This window comes from Rhodanobacter sp. UC4452_H20, from assembly GCF_052978205.1.
The window spans coordinates 645,503-667,890 of the sequence record NZ_CM129662.1 but is presented as its reverse complement, the minus strand read 5'-3'; the positions used below and the strand labels follow the sequence as shown (position 1 = coordinate 667,890).

Below are 22,388 nucleotides of genomic sequence, written 5' to 3'. Positions count from 1 at the left end.
GCCGGCCGTCACCCGGACGGCCGCTCGCCGGAGCCAGGACGATGATGCCGAGCCGCACCCTTCCATCGAGCATCCGCAAGCTGGACCCCGGCGCGTTCGCGCTGGTGATGGCCACCGGCATCGTCTCCATCGATGCCGGCCAGCACGGCATGCCCGTGCTGGCACGTGCGCTGTTCGTGCTGAACGCGGTGGCCTTCGTGCTGCTGCTGGCGCTGAACGCGCTGCGCCTCGTGCATGCCCGGCGCGAGGTGCTGGACGACTTCACCAACCCGGCGCGGGGCGCGGGCTTTCTCACCTTCGTCGCGGCCAGCGGTGTGCTGGCCAGCCAGTGCGTGCTGGTGGTTCCGCTGCCGCATTGGGCCGTCGCGTTGACCGTGCTCGGCGCGGTCGGCTGGGGCTGCCTGTCGTACTTGCTGCTGCTCGCCGTGATCACCGGCCAGCGCAAGCCCGGCTTCCGGCGCAGCATCAATGGCGGCTGGCTGGTGGCGGTGGTGTCGACGCAGGCGCTGGCAGTGGCGCTCACCCTGCTGGTGGCGCACGGTCATGCGGCGCCCATGCTCGGCTGGCTGTTCGCCGCGCTGTGCCTGTACCTGGTCGGTGCGGCGCTGTACCTGATCCTGATCACGCTGATCTTCTACCGCCTGCTGTTCCTGCCGCTGCCGGCCAGCGGCTTCACGCCGCCGTACTGGATCAACATGGGCGCGCTGGCGATCACCACGCTGGCCGGCAGCCTGCTGGTGCTGCATGCGCCGGCGCAACCGTCGCTCGGTGCGCTGGTGCCCTTCGTCAAGGGCTTCACCCTGTTCTTCTGGGCCAGCGCCACCTGGTGGATTCCGCTGCTGGCGATCCTCGAGCTGTGGCGCCACGGCATGCGCCACGTGCGCCTGCGCTACGCGGTGGACGACTGGGACATCGTGTTTCCGCTGGGCATGTACACGGTCGGCACGAATGCGCTGGCACAGGCACTGGACCTGGATCTGCTGCAGCCGGTGTCCGACCTCGGCGTCTACATCAGCCTGCTGGCCTGGCTGCTGGTGGCGGCCGGTGCACTGCGGCACTGGCGGCGCGCCTTCGTGCGGGGCTGAGGCGCACGATGCGCGCCTTCACCGGCGGCTTTCGGCGTGCCGCACCTGGCCGTCGCCGCGCAGCACGAAGCGTTCGATGGTCAGCGCCTCGGCGCCCATCGGCCCGTAGGCGTGTAGCCGCGTGGTGGAGATGCCGATCTCGGCGCCGAGGCCGAGTTCACCGCCGTCGCTGAAACGGGAGGAGGCGTTGACCATCACCACGGCGGAACGGATCGCCTGCACGAAGCGTTGCGCGGCGGTTTCGTCGGCGGTGGCGATGACTTCGGTGTGGTCGGAGCCGTAGCGGCGGATGTGGGCGATGGCGTCGTCGAGGTCGTCCACCACGCGCACGGCGAGGATCAGGTCGAGGAACTCGGCGGCGTAGTCGTCGTCGGTCGCCGCGCGCATGTCGGGCACCAGGGCGCGGCTGCGCTCGTCGCCGCGCAGCTCGACGCCGCGCTCGCACAGTGCCTGCGTTGCGCGTGGCAAGAACGCTTCGGCGACGTCGCGATGCACCAGCAACGTCTCCAGCGCGTTGCACACGCCGGGGCGCGAGGTCTTGCCGTCGAGCAGCAGGTCCAACGCCAGGTCGAGGTCGGCGGCGCGATCCACGTACAGGTGACAGACGCCCTTGTAGTGCTTGATCACCGGCACGCGCGCGTGTTCGGCGACGAAACGGATCAGGCCTTCGCCGCCGCGCGGGATGGCCAGGTCGACGATGTCGACCAGCTGCAGCAGTTCGACCATCGTCTCGCGGCGCAGGTCGTCGACGAGGGTCACGGCGGCGGTCGGCACGCCGTGCGCCTCCAGTGCCGACTTCAGCGCCGCGGCGATCGCGGTGTTGGAATGGATCGCCTCGGAGCCGCCGCGCAGGATCACCGCGTTGCCGGCCATCAGGCACAGCGCGGCGGCGTCGGCGGTGACGTTCGGACGCGCCTCGTAGATCATCGCGATCACGCCGAGCGGGATGCGCACGCGCTCCACCGACAGCCCGTTCGGCCGTGTCTCGCGGCGCGTCGTCACGCCGACCGGATCGGGCAGCTCGGCGACGTCGCGCAGCGCGTTGGCGATGCCGGCCACGCGTGCCTGGTCCAGCCGCAGGCGGTCGAGCATGGCGCCCTGCACGCCTTTCGCCGCGGTCTGGCGCATGTCTTCGGCGTTGGCGGCCAGCACCGCGGCGGACTGCGCTTCCAGCGCCGCAGCCATGTCGCGCAGCAGCGCGCGCTTCGCCTCGCTGCCCAGCGCCGCAACGACTTGGGCGGCGTCACGGCAAGCCAGGGCCTGTTCGCGGATCGTGCTCATGTGCTGATCTCCTGCCCGGACGCAACCGGGCGACTCATGCCGACGAGGTCGTCGCGATGCACCACCTCGTCGCCGTAGCTGTAGCCGAGCACGCCGTCGATCTCGCGGCTGTGCCGGCCGGCCAGACGGCGCACTTCGGCGGCGCCGTACTGGCTGAGTCCGCGCGCGACGGCGGCACCGTCCGCGTCGACGATCTCCACCAGGTCGCCGCGGTGGAACTCGCCGTCGGCGCCAAGCACGCCACCCGGCAGCAGCGAGACGCGCCCGCCGGCCAGCGCCTTCACCGCACCGGCGTCGATACGGATGCGGCCCGGCGCGGCGGGTGCGTGGCGCAGCCAGTACTTGCGCGCCTGCAGTCGCGTTGAAGCCGCGGCGATCAGCGTGCCGCGCAACTGCCCGCGCTGCAGTGCCTGCACGGTGGCCGCCTCGCGCCCGCTGAACAAGGCCGTGGGGATGCCGGCGGCGGCAGCTTTCGCCGCGGCCTGCAGCTTGGTGCGCATGCCGCCGGTGCCGGCCGCGCTGCCGCTGTCGCCGGCCATCGCGACGATCTCCGGGGTCAGCGCGGCCACCTGCGCGATCGGCACGGCCGCGGGATCGCGCCGCGGGTCGGCGCTGTACAGCGCATCGACGTCGGAGGCGATCAGCAGCAGGTCGGCGTCGACCAGCGCGGCCACGATGGCGGCAAGGTTGTCGTTGTCGCCGAGCTTCAGTTCATCCACCGACACGGTGTCGTTCTCGTTGACCACCGGCAGCACGCCGAGCTGCAGCAACTCGCGCAACGTGGCGCGCGCGTTGAGGTAGCGGCGGCGGTTGCGCAGGTCGTCGTGGGTCAGCAGCACCTGCGCCACCGGCCGCGCGGACAGCGATTGCCACAGCGCGACCATCGGCGCCTGCCCCAGCGCGGCCAGCGCCTGCCGCGCGGCGAGGCCGCCGATGTCGCGCGCATGCTGGCGCAGCAGCGCGCGCCCGGCCGCCACCGCGCCGGAGGACACCAGTACCACTTCTCGGCCTTCGGCATGGCTGGCGGCAACGAAACCGGCCAGCGCTTCGGCATGACGCGGGGTGAGGCCGCCGCCGTCGGCGGCAAGCAGGTTGCTGCCCACTTTCAGCACGGCGCGGCGCCAGGAGGGCAATGCCTGCGCGGGCAGGCCGGTGTGCGTGTTCCCCGTGTCGATCGCCGCCATGCCCGTGCCTCCGCTTCAGTCGTCGAGCGCACGCAATCGCGCGTGCAGTTCATCCAGTCGCAGGTCGTTGCCGGCGCCCGGCGAGACGCGCGCGGCGAGGCTGCCTTCGGGCGTGCGCCCCTGCCCCGCGGATGCCGCGGTTTCCGCCGCCGCGCGATACGCGTCGCGGAACGGCACGCCGGCGGCGGCCTGCTCGATCGCCACGTCGGTGGCGTACATCGCCGGCTCGATCGCCGCGCGCATCGCGGCTTCGTTCCACGCGAACCGCGCCAGCAGGTCGGGTACCAGTTCCAGCGCCATCAGGCCATGGCGCACGCCATGGAAGATCGAGCCCTTGGAGAACTGCAGGTCGCGCTGGTAGCCGGACGGCAGCGACAGCAGCTGTTCGATCTCGGTGCGCGCGGCGGCCACGCTGGCGTAGCTGGCGCGCAGCAGTTCGATCACGTCGGGGTTGCGCTTGTTCGGCATGATCGAGCTGCCGGTGGTGTACTCGGCCGGCAATTTGACGAAGTCGAATTCGGCGGTGGTGAACAGCGACAGGTCCCACGCCATCCTTCGCAGGTCGAGCAGCGCACCGCCGATCGCCTCCAGCGCGGCCATCTCGAACTTGCCGCGCGACAGCTGCGCGTAGATCGGCGATATCTGCATGCGCGCGAAGCCGAGCGCCCGGGTGGTGTACTCGCGATCGAGTTTCATGTTCACGCCGTAGCCGGCGGCGGTGCCGAGCGGGTTCGCGTCGATCAGCGTCATCGTCTGCCGCGCGCGCAGCGCATTGTCGATGAAGCCCTCGGCGAAGCCGGCAAACCACATCGCGGTGGACGACACCACCGCACGCTGCAGGTGGGTGTAGCCGGGCATCGGCACGGCTTCTTGCGACGCGCGCTCAAGGCAGGCCTCGGCGATCGCACGGCAATGCGCCTCCAGCGCGGCCAGCTTGTCCTTCAGCCACAGCCGGGTGGCGACCAGGATCTGGTCGTTGCGGCTGCGCCCGGTGTGCACGCGGCGGCCGGCGTCGCCGAGGCGTTCGGTGAGGCGGGCCTCGATCGCCGAATGGCCGTCCTCGTAGCGCTCGTCCAGCACAAAGGCGCCGCTGGTGAAGTCACCGGCCAGCGCATCCAGTTCGCGCTTCAGCGCGGCGGCTTCGTCGGCGTTGACCACGCCGATGTTGGCCAGCCCTTCCACGTGCGCCTTGCTGGCGGCGATGTCGTGCAGGAAGAACTCGCGGTCCAGCAGCACGTCGTCGCCGGCGAGGAACTGCATGATCTTCGCGTCGATCCGGATGCCGGCTTTTTGCCAGAGGGGTTGGGTCATGGGAGCCAGAAGTGAGTTGAGAGGAGTGAGGAGTGAGAGAGATCAAGAGCAGAGGGGGCGGGAGCGCCGGGAGTGTGAGCTTTTCTCTCACTCCTCACTCCTCTTCCCTCACTCCTGCTCCACTGGAATCGCGGTGTATTCGTCCACGCCGAGCGCGCGGTTGATGTTCTGCATCGCCTGCGTCGCGGCGCCTTTCAGCAGGTTGTCCAGCGTGGCCACGATCACCACGCGCTTGCCGTCGGCCGATACCGCGAAGCCGCCGACCTCGGCATGGTGGCGGTGCGCGATGCGGCTGACCCACGGCGCCTCGTCGGTCACGACGGCCAGCTTCTCGCTGTCGTAGGCGGCATGGAAACGCTGCAGCACGTCATCGCGTTTCAGCGGGCGGGTGAGATACAGGTTGGTGGTGACGGTGAGCCCGCGGAAGTGCGGCGCCACGTGCGGCATGAACTCCACTGGCACGCCGAGCCGGAACGAGGCTTCCTTCTCGTGCATGTGGCCGGTGAGCGCGTACGGCATCAGGTTGTCGCGCAGCTTGCCCGGATCGTTCTTGTCCGACGGCGTGGTACCGGCGCCGGAGTAGCCGGAGACGCCGAAGCACACCGGTGGCGCGGCCAGCAGGTCCTTCAGCGGCGCGATGGAGAGCTGCATGGCTGTGGCGTAACAGCCGGGGTTGCTGATGCGCTTCTCGCCCCGCCACTTGTCGCGGGTGAGTTCCGGCAGGCCGTAGTACCACGACGGATCGAAGCGGTAGTCGGCGGAAAGGTCGAGGATCAACGTGTCCGGCTTCGCCGCGTCGATCGCCTCGACGAACGGCGCCGCCTTGCCGTTCGGCAGCGCCAGGATCACCACGTCGGCGCCCTGCGCCACCACCGCGGCCGGGTCCAGGCTGGCGTAGCGCAGTTCGCCGGCGAAACCGTCGACGTGATCGGCCACTCGCTGGCCGTCCAGCTCACGCGAGGAAACGAAGGCCAGTTGCAGAAGCGGGTGCGCCGCGATCAAGCGGATCAGTTCCATGCCGGTGTGGCCACGCGCGCCGACGATGCCTACCGTTTTCCTGTTCGTGTCCATGACTCAATCCACCAGTGTCGGCCGGCGTTGCGCGCAATGCGCCACGCAGCGGGAAATCGTGTCGAGATTGTCGATGCCGTACCAGAACACCTTCCAGCGCGGCTGTTTGATGCAGCCGTCCGACTCGGCGTAGTAGAAGATGTTGACCTGATTGTGGTGGCGCGAACGCCAGAACAGCCGCGGATTCTCTTCGCGCATCACCTGCCACACCGCGCGGCCGAGACCTTCGCCCTGCGCGTCGTCGAGCACGGCGAACTTGTCGAGATACGGCAAGCCGACCTCCTCGACCAGGATCATGGCGGCACGGTAGTTCTCGCTGACGTAGATGCGGAACGGCCGCGTGCGCTCGAAGTAGTCCGGCACCAGGCGGCGGCCGAAGCTGGACTCGATCAGCGTGCGCATGCGCGCGCGGTCCACGCCGTCCCAGGAGTCGAAGCGCAGCACCTTCTCGCCGCGTCGCACGAGGGTGCCGGAACCCTTGTGGGTGAACAGCTCCTTGGCCAGTTCGGACGGGCGGGTGATCGACACCGACGAGGTCAGCGGCAGGTCGGCCAGCAGGTCGGCGATCTGCTCGATCTTCAGGCGCATGCCACCGTTGATCCAAGGCTGCGCCATCAAGTGATCGAACTCGGTGCTCAGATTGATCGAATCGATCACTTTGCCGTGCTCGTCGAGCAGGCCTCCCGTGCCGGTGAGGAACACGATCTTGTACGGCTGCAGCACGCGCACCAGTTCGTTCGCGGCGAAGTCGGCGTTGACGTTGAGGATCTGCCCTTCGTCGGTTTCGCCCAGGCTGGCGATCACCGGGATGGAGTTCGCGCGCAGGCTGGCCTCGATCGGCGCCAGGTTGATGCTGCGGACCTTGCCGACCAGACCGTAGGTATCGCGGTCCAGGTAGTCGGCCATGAACACGCCCGTCGCCACCGAGGTGGCGCGCGTATCCATCGACTGCAGTGCCTCGACCAGTTTCAGGTTCTGCTGCTGGAACACGCGGCGCACGATGCCGAGCGCCTTGGGCGAGGTCACGCGCAGACCGTCGATGGTGTGCTTCTCGATGCCGGCGGCAGCCAGTTCCTCGTCCAACTGCGGACCGGCGCCGTGCAGCACGATCGGGGTCAACCCCACCTGCTGCAGGAAAGTCAGCGACGAGGCCAGATCGGCCAGCTCGTCGCGCAGCACCGCGCCGCCGACCTTCACCACGGCAAAGCGCTTGGCGTCCACCTCGGAGAAGCGCTTCAGGTACTGTTGGATTTCCTTCGCGCTGCCCATGCTGGAGAGCAGGCGCACGATGGTCTTGCGGGTGTTGTGCCTAGCCGTGTCCATTGTTTGTTCCTTGCGCTCATCCATGATCGCGGGGGTCAAAAACCGGCCGTCCCTGGCCGGACTTCTCAACGATTCGATAAACCGTTTGCGCATAGTGTTCGAGTTGATCCAGCGCGACCCACTCGTCGGCGCTGTGCGCCTGGGCGATGTCGCCGGGGCCGTAGACGAAGGCGGTATAGCCTGCGGCGGAGAACAGCGCCGCTTCGGTCCAGAAGTCCACCGCGTTGCCAACCGGGATGCCCAGCTCGTCGGCCACGTCGCGCGCGACCAGCCGGTTCGCCTCGGCGTTGGCGGTATCGCCGGCCGGCAGCGAGGCGCCACGAAAAGTCTCGGCGAACTCCACCGGCGGCGGTTCCACCAGATTGCGGAATCGGATCAGCAGGTGATCCGGATTCATCGTGGGCAAGGCGCGAAAGCCGAAGCGCACTTCCGCCGTCGGCGCGATCATGTTCGCCTTGATGCCGCCCTCGATGCGGCCAATGTTGAAACGCAGGCCGGTGAGGCCGCCGAAGCGCTCGTGCGACTGCGCCGCCACGAAATCCAGCGCCGCGTTGCCCCAGCGCACGGCTTGGTGCAGCGCGCTGTCGCCCGGCTTCTGCTCGCCCGAGGCATGCCCGGCCTGGCCGGCGAAGCGCATCAGCACCGACTGGATGCCGCGATGCGCCAGCACCGCCTCGCCCTTCGTGGGTTCGGCCACGATCACCGCGTCGTAGGCATGCGGTTCGCGCAGGAAGCCGGCGATGCAGCGCGCGTCGTTCGCCTCCTCGTCGGTGGTGAACAGCAGAGCCAGGTCGCCGTGACTGGCATTCGCCACCGCCAGCAGCGCCGCCGCCGCCCCCTTGATGTCGCACGCGCCCAGGCCGATCGCGCGATCGGCAGTGACCCGCAACGCGTGCGGATCGGCCGTCCACGCCGGCGAGTCCGGCACGGTGTCCAGGTGCACGTTGAACAGGACCTTCGGCTCGCCGCGCACCGCGTGCAGGGCCACCGCGCCGGCACCGAAGTCGTTCACCGTCACGTCGAAGCCGGGCAGCTGCGCGCGCAGGTAGTCGAAGATGCCGCCGGTATCGATCGCGCGCGGCGGGTTGCGCGTGTCGAAACCGACCAGCGCCGCCAGGTGCTTCAGCGTGGCATCGAGCAAGGCGCTCATCCGCGATTGACCTCGGCCCACAGCGTGCTGCTCATGCCGAACAGCTTGATGAAACCCTCGGCCTCCTCCACGCCCCAGTCGGCCGACTGCGCATAGGTGGCGCCCTTGGCGTTGAGGATGTGATTCGACTCCACCGCCACCGCGCCGACGCTGCCGCCGTTCGTCTCCAGCGTCACCGTGCCGTTGACGGTGGACTGGCTGGACGCCAGGAACGCCTCCAGGTCGGTCTTCAGCGGGTCGTGGAAGAAGCCCTCGTAGACCAGCTCCACCCACTTGCGCGCCACTTCCGGCTTGAAGCGGTTCTGCTGCTTGCTGAGCACGGCTTCCTCCAGCGCGCGGTGCGCGGCGAGCAGCGCGGTCAGGCCCGGCGCCTCGAAGATGATGCGGCCCTTCAGGCCGATCGTGGTGTCGCCGGTGTACAGGCCGCGGCCCACGCCGTACTGCGCAAACAGGCCGTTGAGCTTCGCCAGCATGGCGTGCCCTGCAATCGCCTCGCCGTCCAGCGTCACCGCCTCGCCGTTGACGAAGCCGATCTTCACCCGCAGCGGTTTGGACGGCCATTCGGCGCGCGGCTTGCACCAGCCCACCGCGCCGGCGCCGGGCGCCTGCCACCGGTCGATCTCGCCGCCGGACATGGTCAGGCCGAGCAGGTTCTCGTTGATGGTGTACGCCTGCTGCTTGGCGCGCACGCCGAAGCCGCGGTCTTCCAGGTACTTCTGCTCGTAGGCGCGCGTCTGCGTGTGTTCCTTCTGGATCTCGCGGATCGGCGCCACGATCTGGTAGTCGCCCAGCGCCTTCACCGCCAGGTCGAAACGCACCTGGTCGTTGCCCATGCCGGTGCAGCCATGCGCGATCGCCTTCGTGCCCAGTTCGGCGGCGCGCTTCAGCGCGGCCTCGACGATCAGGTAGCGGTCGGACACCAGCAGCGGGTACTGGCCCTGGTAACCCTCGCCCGCCCACACGAACGGCTTGACGAAGCCCGCCCAGATCGCCGGGCCGCCATCGACCGTGACGTGGCTGGCCACGCCCAGCTCCTTCGCGCGGTTCTCGATGAAGGCGCGCTCTTCGGCGTCGACACCACCGGTATCGGCAAACACGGTGTGCACGGCCCAGCCACGCTCCTGCAGGTAAGGCACGCAGAAGCTGGTGTCGAGGCCGCCGGAAAAGGCGAGGACGATGTCTTTGCTCATGGCTTGCAGATCCTGGAAAGAAGGGTGGTCAGGCGGATTCGACGACGACGCGCGGCTCGCAGCGCACCGGGAAATTCACGGAATTGGCGATGAAGCAGGCGTGATGCGCCGCCTCGTGCGCGGCCTCGGCCTTGGCCGGGTCGCTGGCGGCAGTGATGGTCACCGTGGGGCGCAGCACCACTTCGACGAAACGGCCGCCATCGCCTTCGGTGGCCATCGTGCCTTCGGCAGCGTCGCTGTACGCCGTCACCACCACGCCGGCCACGGTGGCCATGTGCAGATACGACAGCATGTGGCAGGTCGACAATGCCGTGACCAGCATGTCCTCGGGATTGTGCTTCGCGGCATCGCCGCGGAAGGTGGGGTCGGACGAACCGGCGATCGCCGGCTTGCCGTCGATGCGGATGACGTGGTCGCGGCTGTAGTTGCGGTAGCCGTCCGTGCCGCTGCCGAGGTTGCCCGTCCATTCCACGGCAACGCGATAGTGATGCTGATGGTTCACGGTTTCGATTCCTCTTGTCGGGACATCCATGCGGCCAGTTCCGCGTCGCTATCGCCGTCGCGCTCGCGCAGCCCGGCGATCACGCCCGCACGGTTGCGCGCGGGATGGTTCTGGCTCAGCTTGAACTTGCCTTCGATGCGATCGATCGAGACTTCGAGGCCGACGATCGCGCGCAGCGAGGTCTCGATATGGTCGTCCGGCGCGTCGCTGATCTTCCATGGCTGCGGCTGGCCCGCTTCATGGTGATCGGTCAAGGTTTCCAGCAGACGACGCAGCCACGTCGCGTCGTCGATCACGCGCAGCCGGCCGTGCACGTGCACCACCGCGTAGTTCCAGGTCGGCACCTCGCGCCCGGTCTCGTGCTTGCTGGGATACCAGTTCGGGCTGATGTAGCCGTCCGGACCCTGGAACACCAGCAGCACCTCGGCGCCGTCCAGTCGCGCCAACTCGTTGCCGCGGGCGACATGGCCGTGCAGCACCTCGCCGACGAGTTCGAACGGCAGGTGATTGGCCGTCAATCCGTCGGCCGCGCGGGTCACCAGCGTGGCGAACGGGTATGCGCGAATCAGCCCGTGCAGGGATTCGACGCGGCTTTCCACAAAATGCTTCGGCGTATACATGGCGGCTCAACCCTGGCCGATCAACGACGCCATCACCGCCTTCTGCACGTGCAGGCGGTTCTCGGCCTCGTCGATGGCGATGCAGGCGGGCGAATCCATCACCGCGTCGGTGGCCTTGATGTTCCGGCGCAGCGGCAGGCAGTGGCTGAACAGGCCGTGGTTGGTGAGCGCCATCTTCGCCTCGTCGACGATGAAGTGCCTGTTCGCTTCGCGCACAGGCTTCTCCTCTTCCCAGCGACCGAAGAACGGCAGCGCGCCCCAGCTCTTGGCGTAGACCACGTCGGCCCCGGTGTAGGCTTCCTCGATGTCATGGCTGACCTTCAGCGAGCCGCCGTTCTGTTCGGCGTTCAGACGGCCAAACGCCATGTAGCGCTCGTCCAGCACGTAGTCGGGCGTCGGGCAAAGCAGGGTCACGTCCATGCCCAGCTTGGTCGCGATCAGCAGCGCCGAATTCGCCACCGCGGTGTTCAGCGGCTTCGGGTGATAGGTCCAGGTCAGCACGTACTTCCTGTTCTGCAGGTCGCCCAGGTGCTCCTTCAGCGCAAGCGCGTGGGCCAGTTCTTGGCAGGGATGGGTGATCGTCTCCATGTTGATCACCGGCACCGTGGCGTAGTGCGCAAACGCCTTGATCACCTTGTTCTGGCGATCCACCGCCCAGTCCTGGAATTTCGGGAACGCGCGCACCGCGATCAGGTCGACGTAACGCGACAGCACCCGCGCCACCTCGGCGATGTGCTCCTCGGTATCGCCGTCCATCACGCTGCCAACCTCGAACTCGATCGGCCACGCGTCCTTGCCCGGCGCCAGCACGATCGCGTGGCCACCCAACTGGAACGCGCCCAGCTCGAAGCTGGTGCGGGTGCGCATCGAGGGATTGAAGAACAGCAATGCGATCGACTTGCCGGCGAGCTGCTGGCCGCGCGGCGAGCGCTTGAACGCGGAGGCCTGTTCCAGCAGCGCGTCGATCTCGGCGCGGCTGTAATCCTGGGTGGTCAAGAAATGCCGAATGGTCATGAAGTCGATGCCTTATTGAAGAGTCCGGCCATGGATGGCCGGGGTGTTGCGGATGGATCCGCGTGAAATAAACACAAAAAACCCGGCACAAGGGCCGGGTTTGTCGTCGATGCACAAGAAACGCGTGCGACTGCCTACCCGGCCGGATGTCGAGTCATCGGTCGGCGCGCACGCGACGTCATGCCAGCGGCCGCGCGGGCGCTGGTAAGTACGGTGGCGGTATAGACGGCTGAAGACATGCGATGTTCCGGGTGGTCGGCGGCTATCATGGCGAGAATTTCGCTGCCATGCAACAAAAATCTGCGCCAGGTCAGTGCCTGTCCGGCAAGTATCGGCGTCTGAAAAAAATCGCCGCCCGAGAGGGGCGGCGGGATGGATGAGCGGAAGTCGGGATCAATCCACCGGGGTGACGGAAACCCGCACGCGCAGGCGCTCGCCCGGATCGTAGTCCAGCCGCGACATGTAGACCTCGCCGCGATAGCGATATTCCACGTCGTAGCCGATGATCCGGCGCTGCTCGCTGACCGTGTTCACCTCGCGGCACTGGGTCTGCGTGCTCTCGTAATCGCGACCGCGCGTGCTGCGGTTGCCGATCGCGCCACCGGCCACGGCACCGGCGACCGTCGCCGCCTTGCGCCCGTCGCCCTTGCCCACGGTGTTGCCCAGCACGCCACCGATCACCGCGCCCAGCACCGTGCCGGCGGTGCTGTTGCCGCCCTCGTGGCGCACCACCTGCTGGTCGTAGCACTCCTGCCGCGGCACGTTGGTGCGCGTCACGCCATGCACCGGGTCGGCGCGCAGCACGTCGGCCCAGCCGTAGTGGGCATTGCCGTCATCGTTGGGGTACGGCGCATTCTGCGCGTGCGCGCCGGCTGCCATCATGGCCAGCACCAACGCGGAAACCCATAGCTTGACCATGACCTGCTCCCGTGATGCACGTTCCACGCCACGCGCGGACTGGCAGCATTGCAGCAAATTCACTATGAATACACGCTTAGGCCGGACCGGCCTGTTCAGCCGTGGCGACCGTTTGCCGCAAGGCCGACGGCATCACGGATCGCCGGGTCCGGCCAGGAGCGGGCGATCCGCCGGGCACGAGCGGCATCGTCGCTTGTTAAGATGCGCAACCTGCCCCGCCCGACCGCCGACTCCCTCGCGGATGTGACCGATGCCGATTTCGCTCTACAACAGCCTGACGCGCCGCACCGAACCGTTTGTTCCGCTGGATCCCGCGCGCGTCACGATGTACCTGTGCGGACCGACGGTCTACAACTACGTGCACATCGGCAACGCGCGCGGGCCGGTGGTGTTCGACGTGCTGGCGCGGCTGCTGCGGCGGCACTACCCGCAGGTGGTGTATGCCCGCAACATCACCGACGTCGAGGACAAGATCAATGCCGCGGCATTGGCCGAAGGCGTGCCGATCTCGATCATCACCGAGCGCTACGCGCGCGCCTATCGCGAGGACATGGCCGGGCTGGGCATTGCGCCGCCAGACCTGGAGCCGCACGCCACCGCGCACATCGGCGCGATCATCGCCATGAACGAGGCGCTGATCGCCGGCGGCCACGCGTACGCGGCCGAAGGCCATGTACTGTTCGACGTCGGCTCGTACCCCGACTACGGCGCGCTCTCCGGCCGCGACACCGAAGAGTTGATCGCCGGCGCACGCGTGGAAATCGCGCCATACAAGAAGAACCCCACCGATTTCGTGCTGTGGAAGCCCTCCACGCCCGAACTGGCCGGCTGGGACAGCCCGTGGGGGCGCGGTCGCCCCGGCTGGCACATCGAGTGCTCGGCGATGTGCGCCGCGCAACTGGGCGAGACCATCGACATCCACGCCGGCGGCGTCGACCTGCTGTTCCCGCATCACGAGAACGAGATCGCGCAATCCACCTGCGCGCACGGCGGCAAGACCTTCGCGCGCTGGTGGATGCACAACGGCATGCTCACCTTCGACGGCCGCAAGATGTCCAAGTCGCTGGGCAACGTGCTGCTGGTGCACGAGCTGCTGAAACTCCACCCGCCCGAGGCGCTGCGCCTGCGCCTGCTCAGCGGCCACTACCGGCAGCCGCTGGACTGGTCCGACGGCGCCATCCAGCAGTCGGTCAGCACGCTGGACGGCTGGTACCGGGTGCTGCGCGACCTTGCCGACGTGGCGATCGACGCATCGCGGCTGCCCGTGCCGGCCGCCGTCGAGGCGGCGCTTTGCGACGACCTCAACACGCCCCTGGCGCTGGCCGAACTGGCCGTGCTTGCAGACGCCGCGCGTCAATACGGCACGCCCGCGGCCAAGGCCGATCTGCTCGGCGGCGGCGCCCTGCTCGGCCTGCTGCAGCAGGACCCGGAAGCATGGTTCAAGCACTCCGGCGGCGTGCACGTGGATGCCGCGCAAGTCGAGGCCTTGCTGGAAGCGCGTCGCGTCGCCCGCAGCGCCCGCGATTTCGCCCGCGCCGACGCGATCCGCGACGAGCTTGCTGCGATGGGCGTGGTGATCGAGGATGGTGCACAGGGCACGCGGTGGAGCATCGCCAAGGCCTGACGGCCATGCCGGAGCGGGTTTCATTTCCCGCCCTGCTACGCGCGATAATGGCCGCATGAATATCGCCGCCAGCAGCACCGACCAGGCCCAGCAGGAAATCGCCGAAGAGTTCGCCTTTCTCGGCGACTGGAGCGAGCGCTATCAGTACCTGATCGACCTCGGGCGGCAATTGCCGCCGTTTCCCGAGGAGTGCAAGACCGAAGCTTGGCGCGTGCACGGCTGCCAGTCGATGGTGTGGCTGGTGCCCAGTGGCGATGCGTCTTGCATGCACTTCGAAGCCACCAGCGACTCCGCCATCGTCTCGGGCCTGATCGCGCTGGTGCTGCGCGTCTACTCCGACCGCCCGGCCGCGGAGATCGTGGCCACCGAACCCGGCTTCGTCGGCACGATCGGCCTGGCCAAGCACCTTTCACCCACCCGCTCGAACGGCCTGACGGCGATGCTGGCGAAGTTGAAGGGATACGCCGCGGCAGCGGCGGGACAAAAGTGAGCAAGGAAGGGAAGCGAGCAAAGAGAAGCGAGGAATGAGAGAAGGCAACGGCGTGTCGCGCTCCGGCTCCTCTCCCACTCATCTTCACTCGCTCCTCGCAAAAAGCCCCGCTCGAAGCGGGGCTTTTTGCTGCATCGCGAAGCGGCGCGCCTTGCTCAGTCCCCCATCTGCTTCTGCAGATGTTCGCGGCGTTCCTGGGCGTCGAGCGAGAGCGTGGCGATCGGGCGCGCGTCGAGGCGGTCGACGCCGATCTCCTCGTCGGTCTCCTCGCAGAAGCCGTAGCTGCCTTCCTCGATCCGGCGCAGCGCCTTGTCGATCTTGGAGATCAGCTTGCGATAGCGGTCGCGGGTACGCAGCTCCAGCGAGTTCTCGGTTTCGCGGGTGGCGCGTTCGGCTTCGTCGCCGACGTCCCGCACTTCCTCGCGCAGGTTGTCCATGGTCTGGCGCGACTCTTCCACCAGCTGGTCGCGCCATTCACGCAACTTGTTGCGGAAGTAGGCCAGGTGTCGCGGGTTCATGTACTCCTCGTCGCTGCTCGGGCGATAACCCTTGGGCAAGGAGATCGTGCTGGTGGAGGGCAAGGCGTATCGCCCGTCTTCACGGGTGACGCCGCTGTCTAGAGTTTTTGTTGCCAGTTTATTCATTGGGGACGACGAATTCTTCGATTTCTTGTGGGAGGAAGCATGATTCCCGGGAGCGCTGACCATGGCCGTGGCGCTTGCCACCTTGCCCTTGAAGAGCCTGCTCGCGGGTGAAGGAGAATGGTGGATGGTCGCCGCGACCGGCTCCGGTCGTGCCGCGTGGGTTGCCGGCGCCTTGGCTGCCGGTGCCGCCGGTTTGGCGGCCTTGCCGTGCACCGGCCGGGGCGCCGGCTTCTTCGCCGCGGGCTTCGCCGCGACCTTGCTGGCCGGTGCCTTGCCCGCTGCAGCCTTCCCGGGCGATACCTTCTTCGCGGGAGCCTTCTTCACTGCGGGATGCTTCACGACGGGATGTTTCGTCACGGCCTTTTTGGCAACGACCTTCTTCGCCGGCGCTTTCTTCACCGCGGCCTTGCTCGCCGGCGTCCTGCCCTTGGCGGCCTTGCTGCCCGCCGCGGCCTTCTTGGCCGGTGCGTGGGCAGTCGGCCTGGAGGCCTTGGTGTGCGGCGCAGCCTTCTTCGGGGTGGCCTTGCTGGCGGGTTTCGCGACGGCCCGTGCGGGGGACTTCGCGGCGACCTTGGCAGCCTGCCCCTTGCCTGCCACCGGCTTCGACTTGACGGCCTTGGTGCCAGCCTTGTTGGGCGTCTTGCCCTTGTGCGCCTTGGCGGCGGTCGAACTCGCTTTGGTCTTCGCCATATCCCTTCACCCTGATTGGCCTTGGGGGCCGCGTGTTATAGCCGATGCATTCAACACCGGCAAGCCTGCTTCTGGAATACTTGTACCACTACATGGCGCACGCCGCTTCGGTATCCGTGAACATCCTCTCCCGATTCATACTGTGGTTGCTTGGTTTGTACAAGCGCTGGCTCAGCCCCCTGCTTGGCCCTCGCTGCCGCTTCCACCCCAGTTGTTCCGATTATGCACGGATTGCGGTCATCCGCTTCGGTCCGTGGCGGGGCAGCCTGCTGGCCGCATGGCGACTGCTGCGCTGCCAGCCGCTGTGTCCCGGCGGAGAAGATCCGGTGCCGGAACATTTTCATTTTGCGAGTTGCCGCGACCACGACGCGCCGCGTGATTCGGATGTGCCGCACTCCCGCTGACGATCGCGCGGCCTAACCGATGGAACCGTAGCCGCCTTCCACGCCCTTGCTGGCATAGGCAACGGCGTCGTGCGGATGCAGGCTCTCCTGGTGTTCCACCCGGATGTGGAAATCGCCGAGGCGGTCGTCGGCATCGAGTGCCTTCTGGATGCGCCGGGCGGCGTCCTCGCAGAACATCAGGTTGCCGCCGTTGGCCAAGGCGAAGGCTTGTTCGTCCTCGCGCTTTACCGCGGTCTGCACCGGCGTGCCGAGCGCGCTTTCGACCCGATCGATCAGCCCGACCAGATGGAAGCCGGCGTCGGCCGCCGGGCGAACGCGCAGGCGCGCCACGCTGCGCTGCGCATGGGCGGCGGCCACGATGCCCTTCTCGCTGCCCAGCCACGCCAGCACGGCGGCATGATCGAGCGCCTCGCCGGGCGCAAAATCGTGAATGAACTGGTCCTGGATCAGCTGCCGCGACAGCGCCGCCGAGGCCGGGCAAGTCGACGAATAGACCACCTCGGTGCCGAACTCCAGCAGGAACTGGTCGCCAACCAGACTGGCCTCGATGCACACCGGATAGGCGCGCCAGCCGCTGTTCGCGCTTTTCAGTGCCGGCCGGCGCACGAGGTGTTCGAAGCGGATGCTGAGGCAGGCGCGGTCGGACAGATCCTGGTGCGAGTCGAGGAAGCCGCGCAGCAGCGAGCGCAGCATGTCGGCGCTCAGGGTCTGCGTGCTCAACGCCTGCTCCACCTGCAGGTACAGCCGCGACATGTGGATGCCGCGCTTGTCCGGTCGCTTGAGATTGACGAAGGCACCGACGCGGGCACTGGAGCGCTGCGTTTGTCCATCGCCCGCGTCGAACAATACCGGCACCTGGATCTCGGCCATGCCGACCCAATCCAGCGCACCGGCAAGATGCGGCTGTGCGTGGACGGCCACGTCGGGGAGCAAGCGGGCGGTGTTTTCCTGGCTGGGCATGGAGGAGATCCTGGCATCGGCGCGACGAGCCGCCGCGAAACCGCCAATCTTGGGGCAAGGCGGCCACCTCACAATGGTGTCGCCACGGAAACGCTGCGTCCGCTCGCGCAAAACTACTGTGTCTGGCGCCGCCATGCACGGGCGGCCTGCCACGCCCGCCACGGCGTCGACCACGGCGTGCGCGACCAGTCGGCCTGCAACACGGCCAGTGCCTCGTCGGCATGCAGCGCGCGGCGCGCCAGCGCGCAGGCCTGACGCGACTCGAGTGCACGAAACACGCTGAGTGGCCCGCCCAGCGCATCGGCAGCGCGCCAGTCGCCGAGCAAATCCTGCAACTGCGCCCGGATCGCCTGCTGCCGCGGTGCGCAAGGCTTGCGCAGTTGCGCGCGATCCAGCCCGTGGCGTGCCAGCCGGGCCATCGGCAGTGGCAGGCGGTCGCGTTCGGCGTCTGCGTCCAGGTGCAACAAGGCATGCAACAAGTGATTGAGCACGGCCACCCGGGTCGCGCGCTCGGGCGAGGCCGCGGCGCCATACCACCATGCCGTCTCCAGTGCGGCCAGCGCACCGTGCAGCGGCATCGCCGCCTGCAGTTGGTCGGCGTAATCGGCCGCCGTGCCCTGCTCCAGCTGCGCCATCGCCGCCAATACCGGCGCCAGCCACAGCTCCGTGGCGATCGCGTGAGCGCGTTCGTCATCGAACAGCACCTGGGTGAGCGGATGCCGCCCGCCGCTGGCCGCCGCACCGGCCAGTTCCTCCGCCCACCAGCCGAGCTTGGCGGCGGCCACCTGCGGCTCGCGGATGCCGTAAGCCGCGCTCAGCAGCTCCTGCTCCAGCGCGGCCAGCGCCACGTGGCCCGGATGGCGGCGGCCGTCGACGAAGGCCAGCGCCACGCGCTGCTGCGGCTGCGCGGCCAGCCATTTGTCGATGAAGCCCTGCAACACCGCGTTCTGCCCGGCTGGTTCGCTCATGCCGTCGCCGACTCCAGTCGCAGCAACTCGGCCAGGGCGGCGGGCCGATCCAGCACGACATCGGCGCCCCAGGCGTGCGGATCGCCGCCGTCGAGGTAGCCCCAGCTCGCGGCCACGGTGAACACGCCCGCCGCTGCGCCGGCCTGCACGTCGCGGCGATCGTCACCGACGAACAGGCACTGGCCCGGCACCAGTCCTGCGCGTTCGCAGGCCAGCAGCACGGGTGCCGGATCGGGCTTTTTCACCGGCAAGGTGTCGCCGCACACCACGGCGGCGGCGCGCGTCGACCAGCCGATCCGGCGCAACAGTTCGTCGGTCAGGAATGCCGCCTTGTTGGTGACGATGCCCCAACGCAGGCCTCGCGCTTCCAGCCGCGCCAGCAGGTCGTCGACCCCGTCGAAGGCGCGCGTGTCGCGGGCCATCACCTGCTCGTACAACTGCAGGTAGCGCGGCACCAGCGCCTCGATCACCGCCTCGCCGCGCGAGGCGAACGCGCAACGCAGCACCGCGCGGGCACCGCGCGAGACCACCTCGCGCACGGGCGCGTAGGCGGGCGATGCCACGCCCTCCTCGGCGCACTGCGCCTGCAGCGCGGCGTACAGATCGGGCGCGCTGTCCAGCAAGGTGCCATCGAGATCGAACAGGACGCCGGCGACGGATGGAGGCAGCGGCTTGCTCATGCCGGCTTCTGCGCGCAAAGCACGTAATTGACTGCCGTGAGACGGCTCAGGCGTGCCTCGCGGCGGAACGGGTTGTAGGCCAGGCCGCTGACGTCTTCCAGCTCCAGCCCCGCGCCGCGCAGCAATCGCGACAATTCGGAGGGCTTGAGGAATTGCGCGTAGTGGTGTGTCCCGCGCGGCAGCATGCGCAGCAGGTATTCGGCGCCCAGGATCGCCGCACCGAACGCCGCCGGCGTGCGATTGATGGTGGACATGAACAACCGTCCGCCGGGCTTGAGCATCGCGGCCAGGTCGGTGACCAGCGCCGCCGGATCGGGCACGTGCTCGATCAGCTCCATGCAACACACCACGTCGAACGACGCCGCTTCGGCAGCCGCCAGCTCGGCGGAGGATTGCACCCGGTAATCGACCTGCAGGTTCGACTCGTGCAGGTGCAAGCGGGCGATGTCGATCACCTTCTCGCCCAGATCGATGCCGGTGACGTGCGCACCGGCACGGGCCAGCGATTCGCTGAGCAGGCCGCCGCCGCACCCGACATCGGCCACGCGGGCACCGCGCAGTTCCGCGCGTGCCGCGATGTAGGCCGTGCGCACCGGATTGAGGTCGTGCAGCGGTCGCGATTCGCCGTCGGGGTCCCACCAGCGGGACGCCAGCTGGTCGAAGCGGGCGATTTCGGCGGGGCTGACATTGGCGGCGGTCATGTTCGAGTCCACGTTGAATCCACGAATTTATTGAAAAGTGCGGCCATGGATGGCCGCCTCTTGATTTTCACGCTTATGGATGAGCGCAAAAGTCAAGACGCCTGCCATTCGTGCACCGTGATGTCCCAGCCGCCACTGACATGCGCGGGGTCGCGCTGCACCAGCGCCGTTGCCTCGGCGAGGTCGGCCGCGTGCAGCAGGTAGGCACCGCCGGACTTGTCGCCGAAGCCGCCGGACAGCTCCACCTTGCCCTCGCCGCGCAACTGGTCCAGATAGGCCAGATGCTGCGGCACCACGGCCGCGTCGAACTGCGGCCGGCGGATCAGCAAAACCAGGTAACGATTCATCGGAAAACTCCCACTCAAGTTGCGGCGATCCGCTCGCGCCAGGCGCGCGCTCGCGCCAGGATCGCCGCGGTGTCCATGTCGATCAGCTCGCGCGCGGCCAGCTTGCGGTGCCCGGCGATCCACACGTCGGTGACCTGCTGGCGGCTGCACGCATACACCAGTTGCGAGGCGACGTGGAACAGCGGCTGGGTCTCCAGGTCGCTCAGGCGCACGGCAGCCAGGTCGGCCTGCTTGCCGGGTTCGATCGAGCCGATGCGCGCTTCCAGCCCGATCGCCCGCGCGCCGTTGAGCGTCGCCGCACGCAGCGCAAAGGCGGCGTCGAAGGCGGCGGCGTCCTGCGCCACCGCCTTGGCCAGCTGCGCCGCCGTGCGCATCTCGCCGAACATGTCCAGGTCGTTGTTGGAGGCGCAACCGTCGGTGCCGATCGCCAGGTTCGCGCCGGCGCGCCGGAACTGCTCCGCCGGGCAGAAGCCGGAGGCGAGCTTGAGGTTGGATTCCGGGCAATGCACCATCGAGACACCGGCGCTCGCGCAGGCGGCGATCTCGCCCTCGGTGACCTGGGTCATGTGCACCGCGATCAGGCGGTCGTTGACCAGGCCCAGGCGCTGCAGGCGCTGGAACGGGCGCAGGCCGCTCTTTTTCTTCTCTTCCTCGATCTCGTGCGCGGTCTCATGCAGGTGCAGGTGCACCGGGATGTCGAGCTGGTCGGACTGCAGCCGGATGCGCTCGAAGCTCTCGTCGGAGACGGTGTACGGCGCATGCGGCGCGAACGCGGTGCTGACCAGCGGATCGCCGCGGAAGCTGTCATGCACCTCGCCGGCGCGCGCGAAATACTCGTCCTGGCTGTTCGCCCAGGCGGTGGGGAACTGGATTACCGGCAGGCCGACCACCGCGCGGAAGCCCAGCTTGCGATAGGTCGCGCCGATCACGTCGGGGAAGAAATAGTTCTCGTTGGCGCAGGTGGTGCCACCGCGCAGCATCTCGGCCACGGCCAGTTCCACGCCGTCGCGCACGAACTCCGGGCCGATCACCCTGGCCTCGGCCGGCCAGATGTGCTGCTGCAGCCAGACCATCAGCGGCAGGTCGTCGGCGAGGCCGCGCAGCAGGGTCATCGGGTTGTGCGTGTGGCTGTTGACCAGGCCGGGGATCAGCGCGTGCTCGCCCAGTTCGACGCGCTCGCGCGGCGCATAGGCGGCGCGGGCCTCGTCGATCGGCAACAGCGCCACGATGCGCTCGCCGTCGATGGCCACGGCGTGGTTTTCCAGCACCACCGCATGCGGCTCGACGGGCACCACCCAGCGCGCCTCGATCAGCAGGTCGATGGATTGCGGGGTGGTCTGGGTCATCGTTCACTCACTTGCAAGGGGTGGATGCGAGAAGGGGCGGCACACCCCTCGATGGTGCCCGCCCCGTGTTCGTCATCCCGGCCAAAGCCCGGATCCCATGTTGCTGCGGTTGCTTGTGCGCAGGATGAGGCGTGCTGCGCACGAGTGTTTCACTGGACCCTGCCTGCGCAGGGATGACGAACCGGCAAAGGCGCGGGCATGGCCCGCGCGCCGCTTCGTCACTTGACGCGGCTGTCGTATTCGCCGGTGCGGGTGTCGACCTTGATGACTTCATCCTGGCCGACGAACAGCGGCACGCGCACCACCGCACCGGTCTCCAGCGTGGCCGGCTTGCCACCGCCGCCGGAGGTGTCGCCGCGCACGCCCGGGTCAGTCTCGACGATCTTCAGCTCGACGAACTTCGGCGCCTGCACCGCCACGATGTTGCCGTTGAACAGGGTGACCACGCACTCCTCTTCGCCCTTGAGCCACTTCCACGCATCGCCCATCGCGGCCTGCGTGGCCGGCACCATCTCGAACGTCTCCATGTTCATGAAGTGCCACAGGCGGTCCTTGCCGATGCCGTCGATGAAGGACAGCTGCATGTCGGTGTCGGTGACGTCGGCCTCCTCGAACGAGTCGCTGGACTTCAGCGTCTGCTCGGTGGTGCGGCCGTCCTTCAGGTTGCGGATGCGGATGCGGGTGAACGCCTGGCCCTTGCCCGGCTTGATGAAGTCGGCCTCGGTGATGATCCAGGGATCGCCGTTGTGGAGGATCTTCTTGCCCGTCTTGACGTCGTTGAGGCCGAGGGTCGCCATGCGCTGTCTGCTCCAAAGGTAAAACCGCCCCGCAGGACGGCTAAAATGGGTATCTTTTCACGGGCCAAGAGGCCCGCCGAAGGCTCTC

At 68.1% G+C, this 22,388-nt stretch carries 23 protein-coding genes; 4 read left to right on the top strand and 19 right to left on the bottom strand.

Translation table 11 applies throughout. The annotated features are described in order from the left end of the window. Positions 1–41 precede the first annotated feature (41 nt). The gene (locus tag ACVCMC_RS03205) at positions 42–1,085 is read left to right on the top strand and encodes a tellurite resistance/C4-dicarboxylate transporter family protein (RefSeq protein WP_447098655.1); all 1,044 of its coding nucleotides are present in this window, start codon (positions 42–44) and stop codon (positions 1,083–1,085) included. Positions 1,086–1,103: 18 nt separating this feature from the next. Here ACVCMC_RS03205 and ACVCMC_RS03200 read toward each other — a convergent pair whose 3' ends face one another. The 11 genes from ACVCMC_RS03200 to ACVCMC_RS03150 all read right to left on the bottom strand — a co-directional run bounded on the left by ACVCMC_RS03200 (position 1,104) and on the right by ACVCMC_RS03150 (position 12,649). Next, a complete protein-coding gene (locus ACVCMC_RS03200) occupies positions 1,104–2,366 on the bottom strand; it encodes a glutamate-5-semialdehyde dehydrogenase (RefSeq protein WP_447098654.1) in 1,263 nt (420 codons plus the stop codon). Next, a complete protein-coding gene (proB, locus tag ACVCMC_RS03195) occupies positions 2,363–3,550 on the bottom strand; it encodes a glutamate 5-kinase (RefSeq protein WP_447098653.1) in 1,188 nt (395 codons plus the stop codon). The genes ACVCMC_RS03200 and proB overlap by 4 nt, the downstream gene beginning before the upstream one ends. Before the next feature lie 15 nt (positions 3,551–3,565). Further along, a complete protein-coding gene (gene argH, locus ACVCMC_RS03190) occupies positions 3,566–4,861 on the bottom strand; it encodes an argininosuccinate lyase (protein WP_447098652.1) in 1,296 nt (431 codons plus the stop codon). A gap of 108 nt (positions 4,862–4,969) precedes the next feature. After that, positions 4,970–5,932: an N-acetyl-gamma-glutamyl-phosphate reductase gene (argC, locus tag ACVCMC_RS03185; protein WP_447098651.1), complete on the bottom strand. Its 963-nt coding sequence runs from the start codon at positions 5,930–5,932 to the stop codon at positions 4,970–4,972. A gap of 3 nt (positions 5,933–5,935) precedes the next feature. Continuing rightward, the gene (locus ACVCMC_RS03180) at positions 5,936–7,255 is read right to left on the bottom strand and encodes an acetylglutamate kinase (protein ID WP_447098650.1); all 1,320 of its coding nucleotides are present in this window, start codon (positions 7,253–7,255) and stop codon (positions 5,936–5,938) included. A gap of 16 nt (positions 7,256–7,271) precedes the next feature. Next, positions 7,272–8,405, bottom strand: a complete 1,134-nt coding sequence (locus tag ACVCMC_RS03175) for an acetylornithine deacetylase (RefSeq protein ID WP_447098649.1) — start codon at positions 8,403–8,405, stop codon at positions 7,272–7,274. After that, positions 8,402–9,595 carry an argininosuccinate synthase gene (locus ACVCMC_RS03170; RefSeq protein WP_447098648.1) on the bottom strand — a complete coding sequence of 398 codons (1,194 nt, stop codon included), beginning with the start codon at positions 9,593–9,595 and terminating at the stop codon, positions 8,402–8,404. Before ACVCMC_RS03170 ends, ACVCMC_RS03175 begins: the two co-directional genes overlap by 4 nt. A 28-nt stretch (positions 9,596–9,623) precedes the next feature. After that, the gene (locus ACVCMC_RS03165; protein ID WP_377306531.1) at positions 9,624–10,097 is read right to left on the bottom strand and encodes an OsmC family protein; all 474 of its coding nucleotides are present in this window, start codon (positions 10,095–10,097) and stop codon (positions 9,624–9,626) included. Further along, on the bottom strand, positions 10,094–10,717 hold the full coding sequence (locus ACVCMC_RS03160; protein WP_447098647.1) for an FMN-binding negative transcriptional regulator: 624 nt from the start codon (positions 10,715–10,717) through the stop codon (positions 10,094–10,096). Before ACVCMC_RS03160 ends, ACVCMC_RS03165 begins: the two co-directional genes overlap by 4 nt. 6 nt (positions 10,718–10,723) lie before the next feature. Further along, positions 10,724–11,731, bottom strand: coding sequence for an N-acetylornithine carbamoyltransferase (locus ACVCMC_RS03155; RefSeq protein ID WP_447098646.1), 1,008 nt, complete (start codon positions 11,729–11,731; stop codon positions 10,724–10,726). 393 nt (positions 11,732–12,124) lie between these two features. Beyond that, the gene (locus ACVCMC_RS03150; protein ID WP_395119164.1) at positions 12,125–12,649 is read right to left on the bottom strand and encodes a glycine zipper 2TM domain-containing protein; all 525 of its coding nucleotides are present in this window, start codon (positions 12,647–12,649) and stop codon (positions 12,125–12,127) included. Between the two features lie 250 nt (positions 12,650–12,899). Between ACVCMC_RS03150 and cysS the strand changes: the two genes are divergently transcribed. Then, positions 12,900–14,273, top strand: coding sequence for a cysteine--tRNA ligase (cysS, locus tag ACVCMC_RS03145; RefSeq protein ID WP_447098645.1), 1,374 nt, complete (start codon positions 12,900–12,902; stop codon positions 14,271–14,273). A 55-nt stretch (positions 14,274–14,328) separates the two neighbouring features. Further along, positions 14,329–14,763, top strand: a complete 435-nt coding sequence (locus tag ACVCMC_RS03140; RefSeq protein WP_447098644.1) for a SufE family protein — start codon at positions 14,329–14,331, stop codon at positions 14,761–14,763. 155 nt (positions 14,764–14,918) lie between these two features. On the opposite strand, the gene dksA is transcribed toward ACVCMC_RS03140, so the two are convergent. Then, complete coding sequence (gene dksA / locus ACVCMC_RS03135; RefSeq protein ID WP_447098643.1) at positions 14,919–16,097, bottom strand: RNA polymerase-binding protein DksA; 1,179 nt, start codon at positions 16,095–16,097, stop codon at positions 14,919–14,921. Between the two features lie 92 nt (positions 16,098–16,189). On the opposite strand from dksA, the gene yidD reads away from it, so the two are divergent. Next, a complete protein-coding gene (gene yidD / locus ACVCMC_RS03130; RefSeq protein WP_447099444.1) occupies positions 16,190–16,501 on the top strand; it encodes a membrane protein insertion efficiency factor YidD in 312 nt (103 codons plus the stop codon). A 12-nt stretch (positions 16,502–16,513) separates the two neighbouring features. Here the strand turns inward: yidD and folE2 are convergent, their stop codons facing one another. The 7 genes from folE2 to efp all read right to left on the bottom strand — a co-directional run bounded on the left by folE2 (position 16,514) and on the right by efp (position 22,300). Next, entirely contained in the window at positions 16,514–17,461 is a 948-nt protein-coding gene (folE2, locus tag ACVCMC_RS03125) for a GTP cyclohydrolase FolE2 (RefSeq protein ID WP_447098642.1), read from the bottom strand. Positions 17,462–17,574: 113 nt separating this feature from the next. Continuing rightward, on the bottom strand, positions 17,575–18,429 hold the full coding sequence (locus ACVCMC_RS03120; protein ID WP_447098641.1) for a phytoene synthase: 855 nt from the start codon (positions 18,427–18,429) through the stop codon (positions 17,575–17,577). Beyond that, positions 18,426–19,109, bottom strand: a complete 684-nt coding sequence (gene gph / locus ACVCMC_RS03115) for a phosphoglycolate phosphatase (protein WP_447098640.1) — start codon at positions 19,107–19,109, stop codon at positions 18,426–18,428. The genes ACVCMC_RS03120 and gph overlap by 4 nt, the downstream gene beginning before the upstream one ends. After that, positions 19,106–19,810 (bottom strand): bifunctional 2-polyprenyl-6-hydroxyphenol methylase/3-demethylubiquinol 3-O-methyltransferase UbiG, encoded by a 705-nt coding sequence (gene ubiG / locus ACVCMC_RS03110; RefSeq protein ID WP_447098639.1) that lies wholly within the window; start codon positions 19,808–19,810, stop codon positions 19,106–19,108. The genes gph and ubiG overlap by 4 nt, the downstream gene beginning before the upstream one ends. Positions 19,811–19,902: 92 nt before the next feature. Next, complete coding sequence (locus tag ACVCMC_RS03105) at positions 19,903–20,157, bottom strand: YciI family protein (protein WP_395119180.1); 255 nt, start codon at positions 20,155–20,157, stop codon at positions 19,903–19,905. A 14-nt stretch (positions 20,158–20,171) separates the two neighbouring features. Then, positions 20,172–21,503, bottom strand: a complete 1,332-nt coding sequence (locus ACVCMC_RS03100; RefSeq protein WP_447098638.1) for a TRZ/ATZ family hydrolase — start codon at positions 21,501–21,503, stop codon at positions 20,172–20,174. Positions 21,504–21,721: 218 nt separating this feature from the next. After that, positions 21,722–22,300, bottom strand: a complete 579-nt coding sequence (efp, locus tag ACVCMC_RS03095; RefSeq protein WP_136258394.1) for an elongation factor P — start codon at positions 22,298–22,300, stop codon at positions 21,722–21,724. Positions 22,301–22,388: the final 88 nt, after the last annotated feature.

Bases quoted from the DNA above. Each gene is read 5' to 3' on its own strand.
- proB (WP_447098653.1), bottom strand. From the start codon at position 3,550: ATGGCGGCGATCGACACGGGGAACACGCACACCGGCCTGCCCGCGCAG.
- ubiG (WP_447098639.1), bottom strand. From the start codon at position 19,810: ATGACCGCCGCCAATGTCAGCCCCGCCGAAATCGCCCGCTTCGACCAG.
- ACVCMC_RS03120 (WP_447098641.1), bottom strand. From the start codon at position 18,429: ATGAGCGAACCAGCCGGGCAGAACGCGGTGTTGCAGGGCTTCATCGAC.
- ACVCMC_RS03170 (WP_447098648.1), bottom strand. From the start codon at position 9,595: ATGAGCAAAGACATCGTCCTCGCCTTTTCCGGCGGCCTCGACACCAGC.
- ACVCMC_RS03100 (WP_447098638.1), bottom strand. From the start codon at position 21,503: ATGACCCAGACCACCCCGCAATCCATCGACCTGCTGATCGAGGCGCGC.
- ACVCMC_RS03105 (WP_395119180.1), bottom strand. From the start codon at position 20,157: ATGAATCGTTACCTGGTTTTGCTGATCCGCCGGCCGCAGTTCGACGCG.
- argH (WP_447098652.1), bottom strand. From the start codon at position 4,861: ATGACCCAACCCCTCTGGCAAAAAGCCGGCATCCGGATCGACGCGAAG.
- ACVCMC_RS03160 (WP_447098647.1), bottom strand. From the start codon at position 10,717: ATGTATACGCCGAAGCATTTTGTGGAAAGCCGCGTCGAATCCCTGCAC.
- ACVCMC_RS03175 (WP_447098649.1), bottom strand. From the start codon at position 8,405: ATGAGCGCCTTGCTCGATGCCACGCTGAAGCACCTGGCGGCGCTGGTC.
- cysS (WP_447098645.1), top strand. From the start codon at position 12,900: ATGCCGATTTCGCTCTACAACAGCCTGACGCGCCGCACCGAACCGTTT.
- ACVCMC_RS03200 (WP_447098654.1), bottom strand. From the start codon at position 2,366: ATGAGCACGATCCGCGAACAGGCCCTGGCTTGCCGTGACGCCGCCCAA.
- argC (WP_447098651.1), bottom strand. From the start codon at position 5,932: ATGGACACGAACAGGAAAACGGTAGGCATCGTCGGCGCGCGTGGCCAC.
- dksA (WP_447098643.1), bottom strand. From the start codon at position 16,097: ATGGCGAAGACCAAAGCGAGTTCGACCGCCGCCAAGGCGCACAAGGGC.
- yidD (WP_447099444.1), top strand. From the start codon at position 16,190: ATGGCGCACGCCGCTTCGGTATCCGTGAACATCCTCTCCCGATTCATA.
- folE2 (WP_447098642.1), bottom strand. From the start codon at position 17,461: ATGCCCAGCCAGGAAAACACCGCCCGCTTGCTCCCCGACGTGGCCGTC.
- ACVCMC_RS03140 (WP_447098644.1), top strand. From the start codon at position 14,329: ATGAATATCGCCGCCAGCAGCACCGACCAGGCCCAGCAGGAAATCGCC.
- ACVCMC_RS03150 (WP_395119164.1), bottom strand. From the start codon at position 12,649: ATGGTCAAGCTATGGGTTTCCGCGTTGGTGCTGGCCATGATGGCAGCC.
- ACVCMC_RS03180 (WP_447098650.1), bottom strand. From the start codon at position 7,255: ATGGACACGGCTAGGCACAACACCCGCAAGACCATCGTGCGCCTGCTC.
- ACVCMC_RS03205 (WP_447098655.1), top strand. From the start codon at position 42: ATGATGCCGAGCCGCACCCTTCCATCGAGCATCCGCAAGCTGGACCCC.
- ACVCMC_RS03155 (WP_447098646.1), bottom strand. From the start codon at position 11,731: ATGACCATTCGGCATTTCTTGACCACCCAGGATTACAGCCGCGCCGAG.
- gph (WP_447098640.1), bottom strand. From the start codon at position 19,109: ATGAGCAAGCCGCTGCCTCCATCCGTCGCCGGCGTCCTGTTCGATCTC.
- efp (WP_136258394.1), bottom strand. From the start codon at position 22,300: ATGGCGACCCTCGGCCTCAACGACGTCAAGACGGGCAAGAAGATCCTC.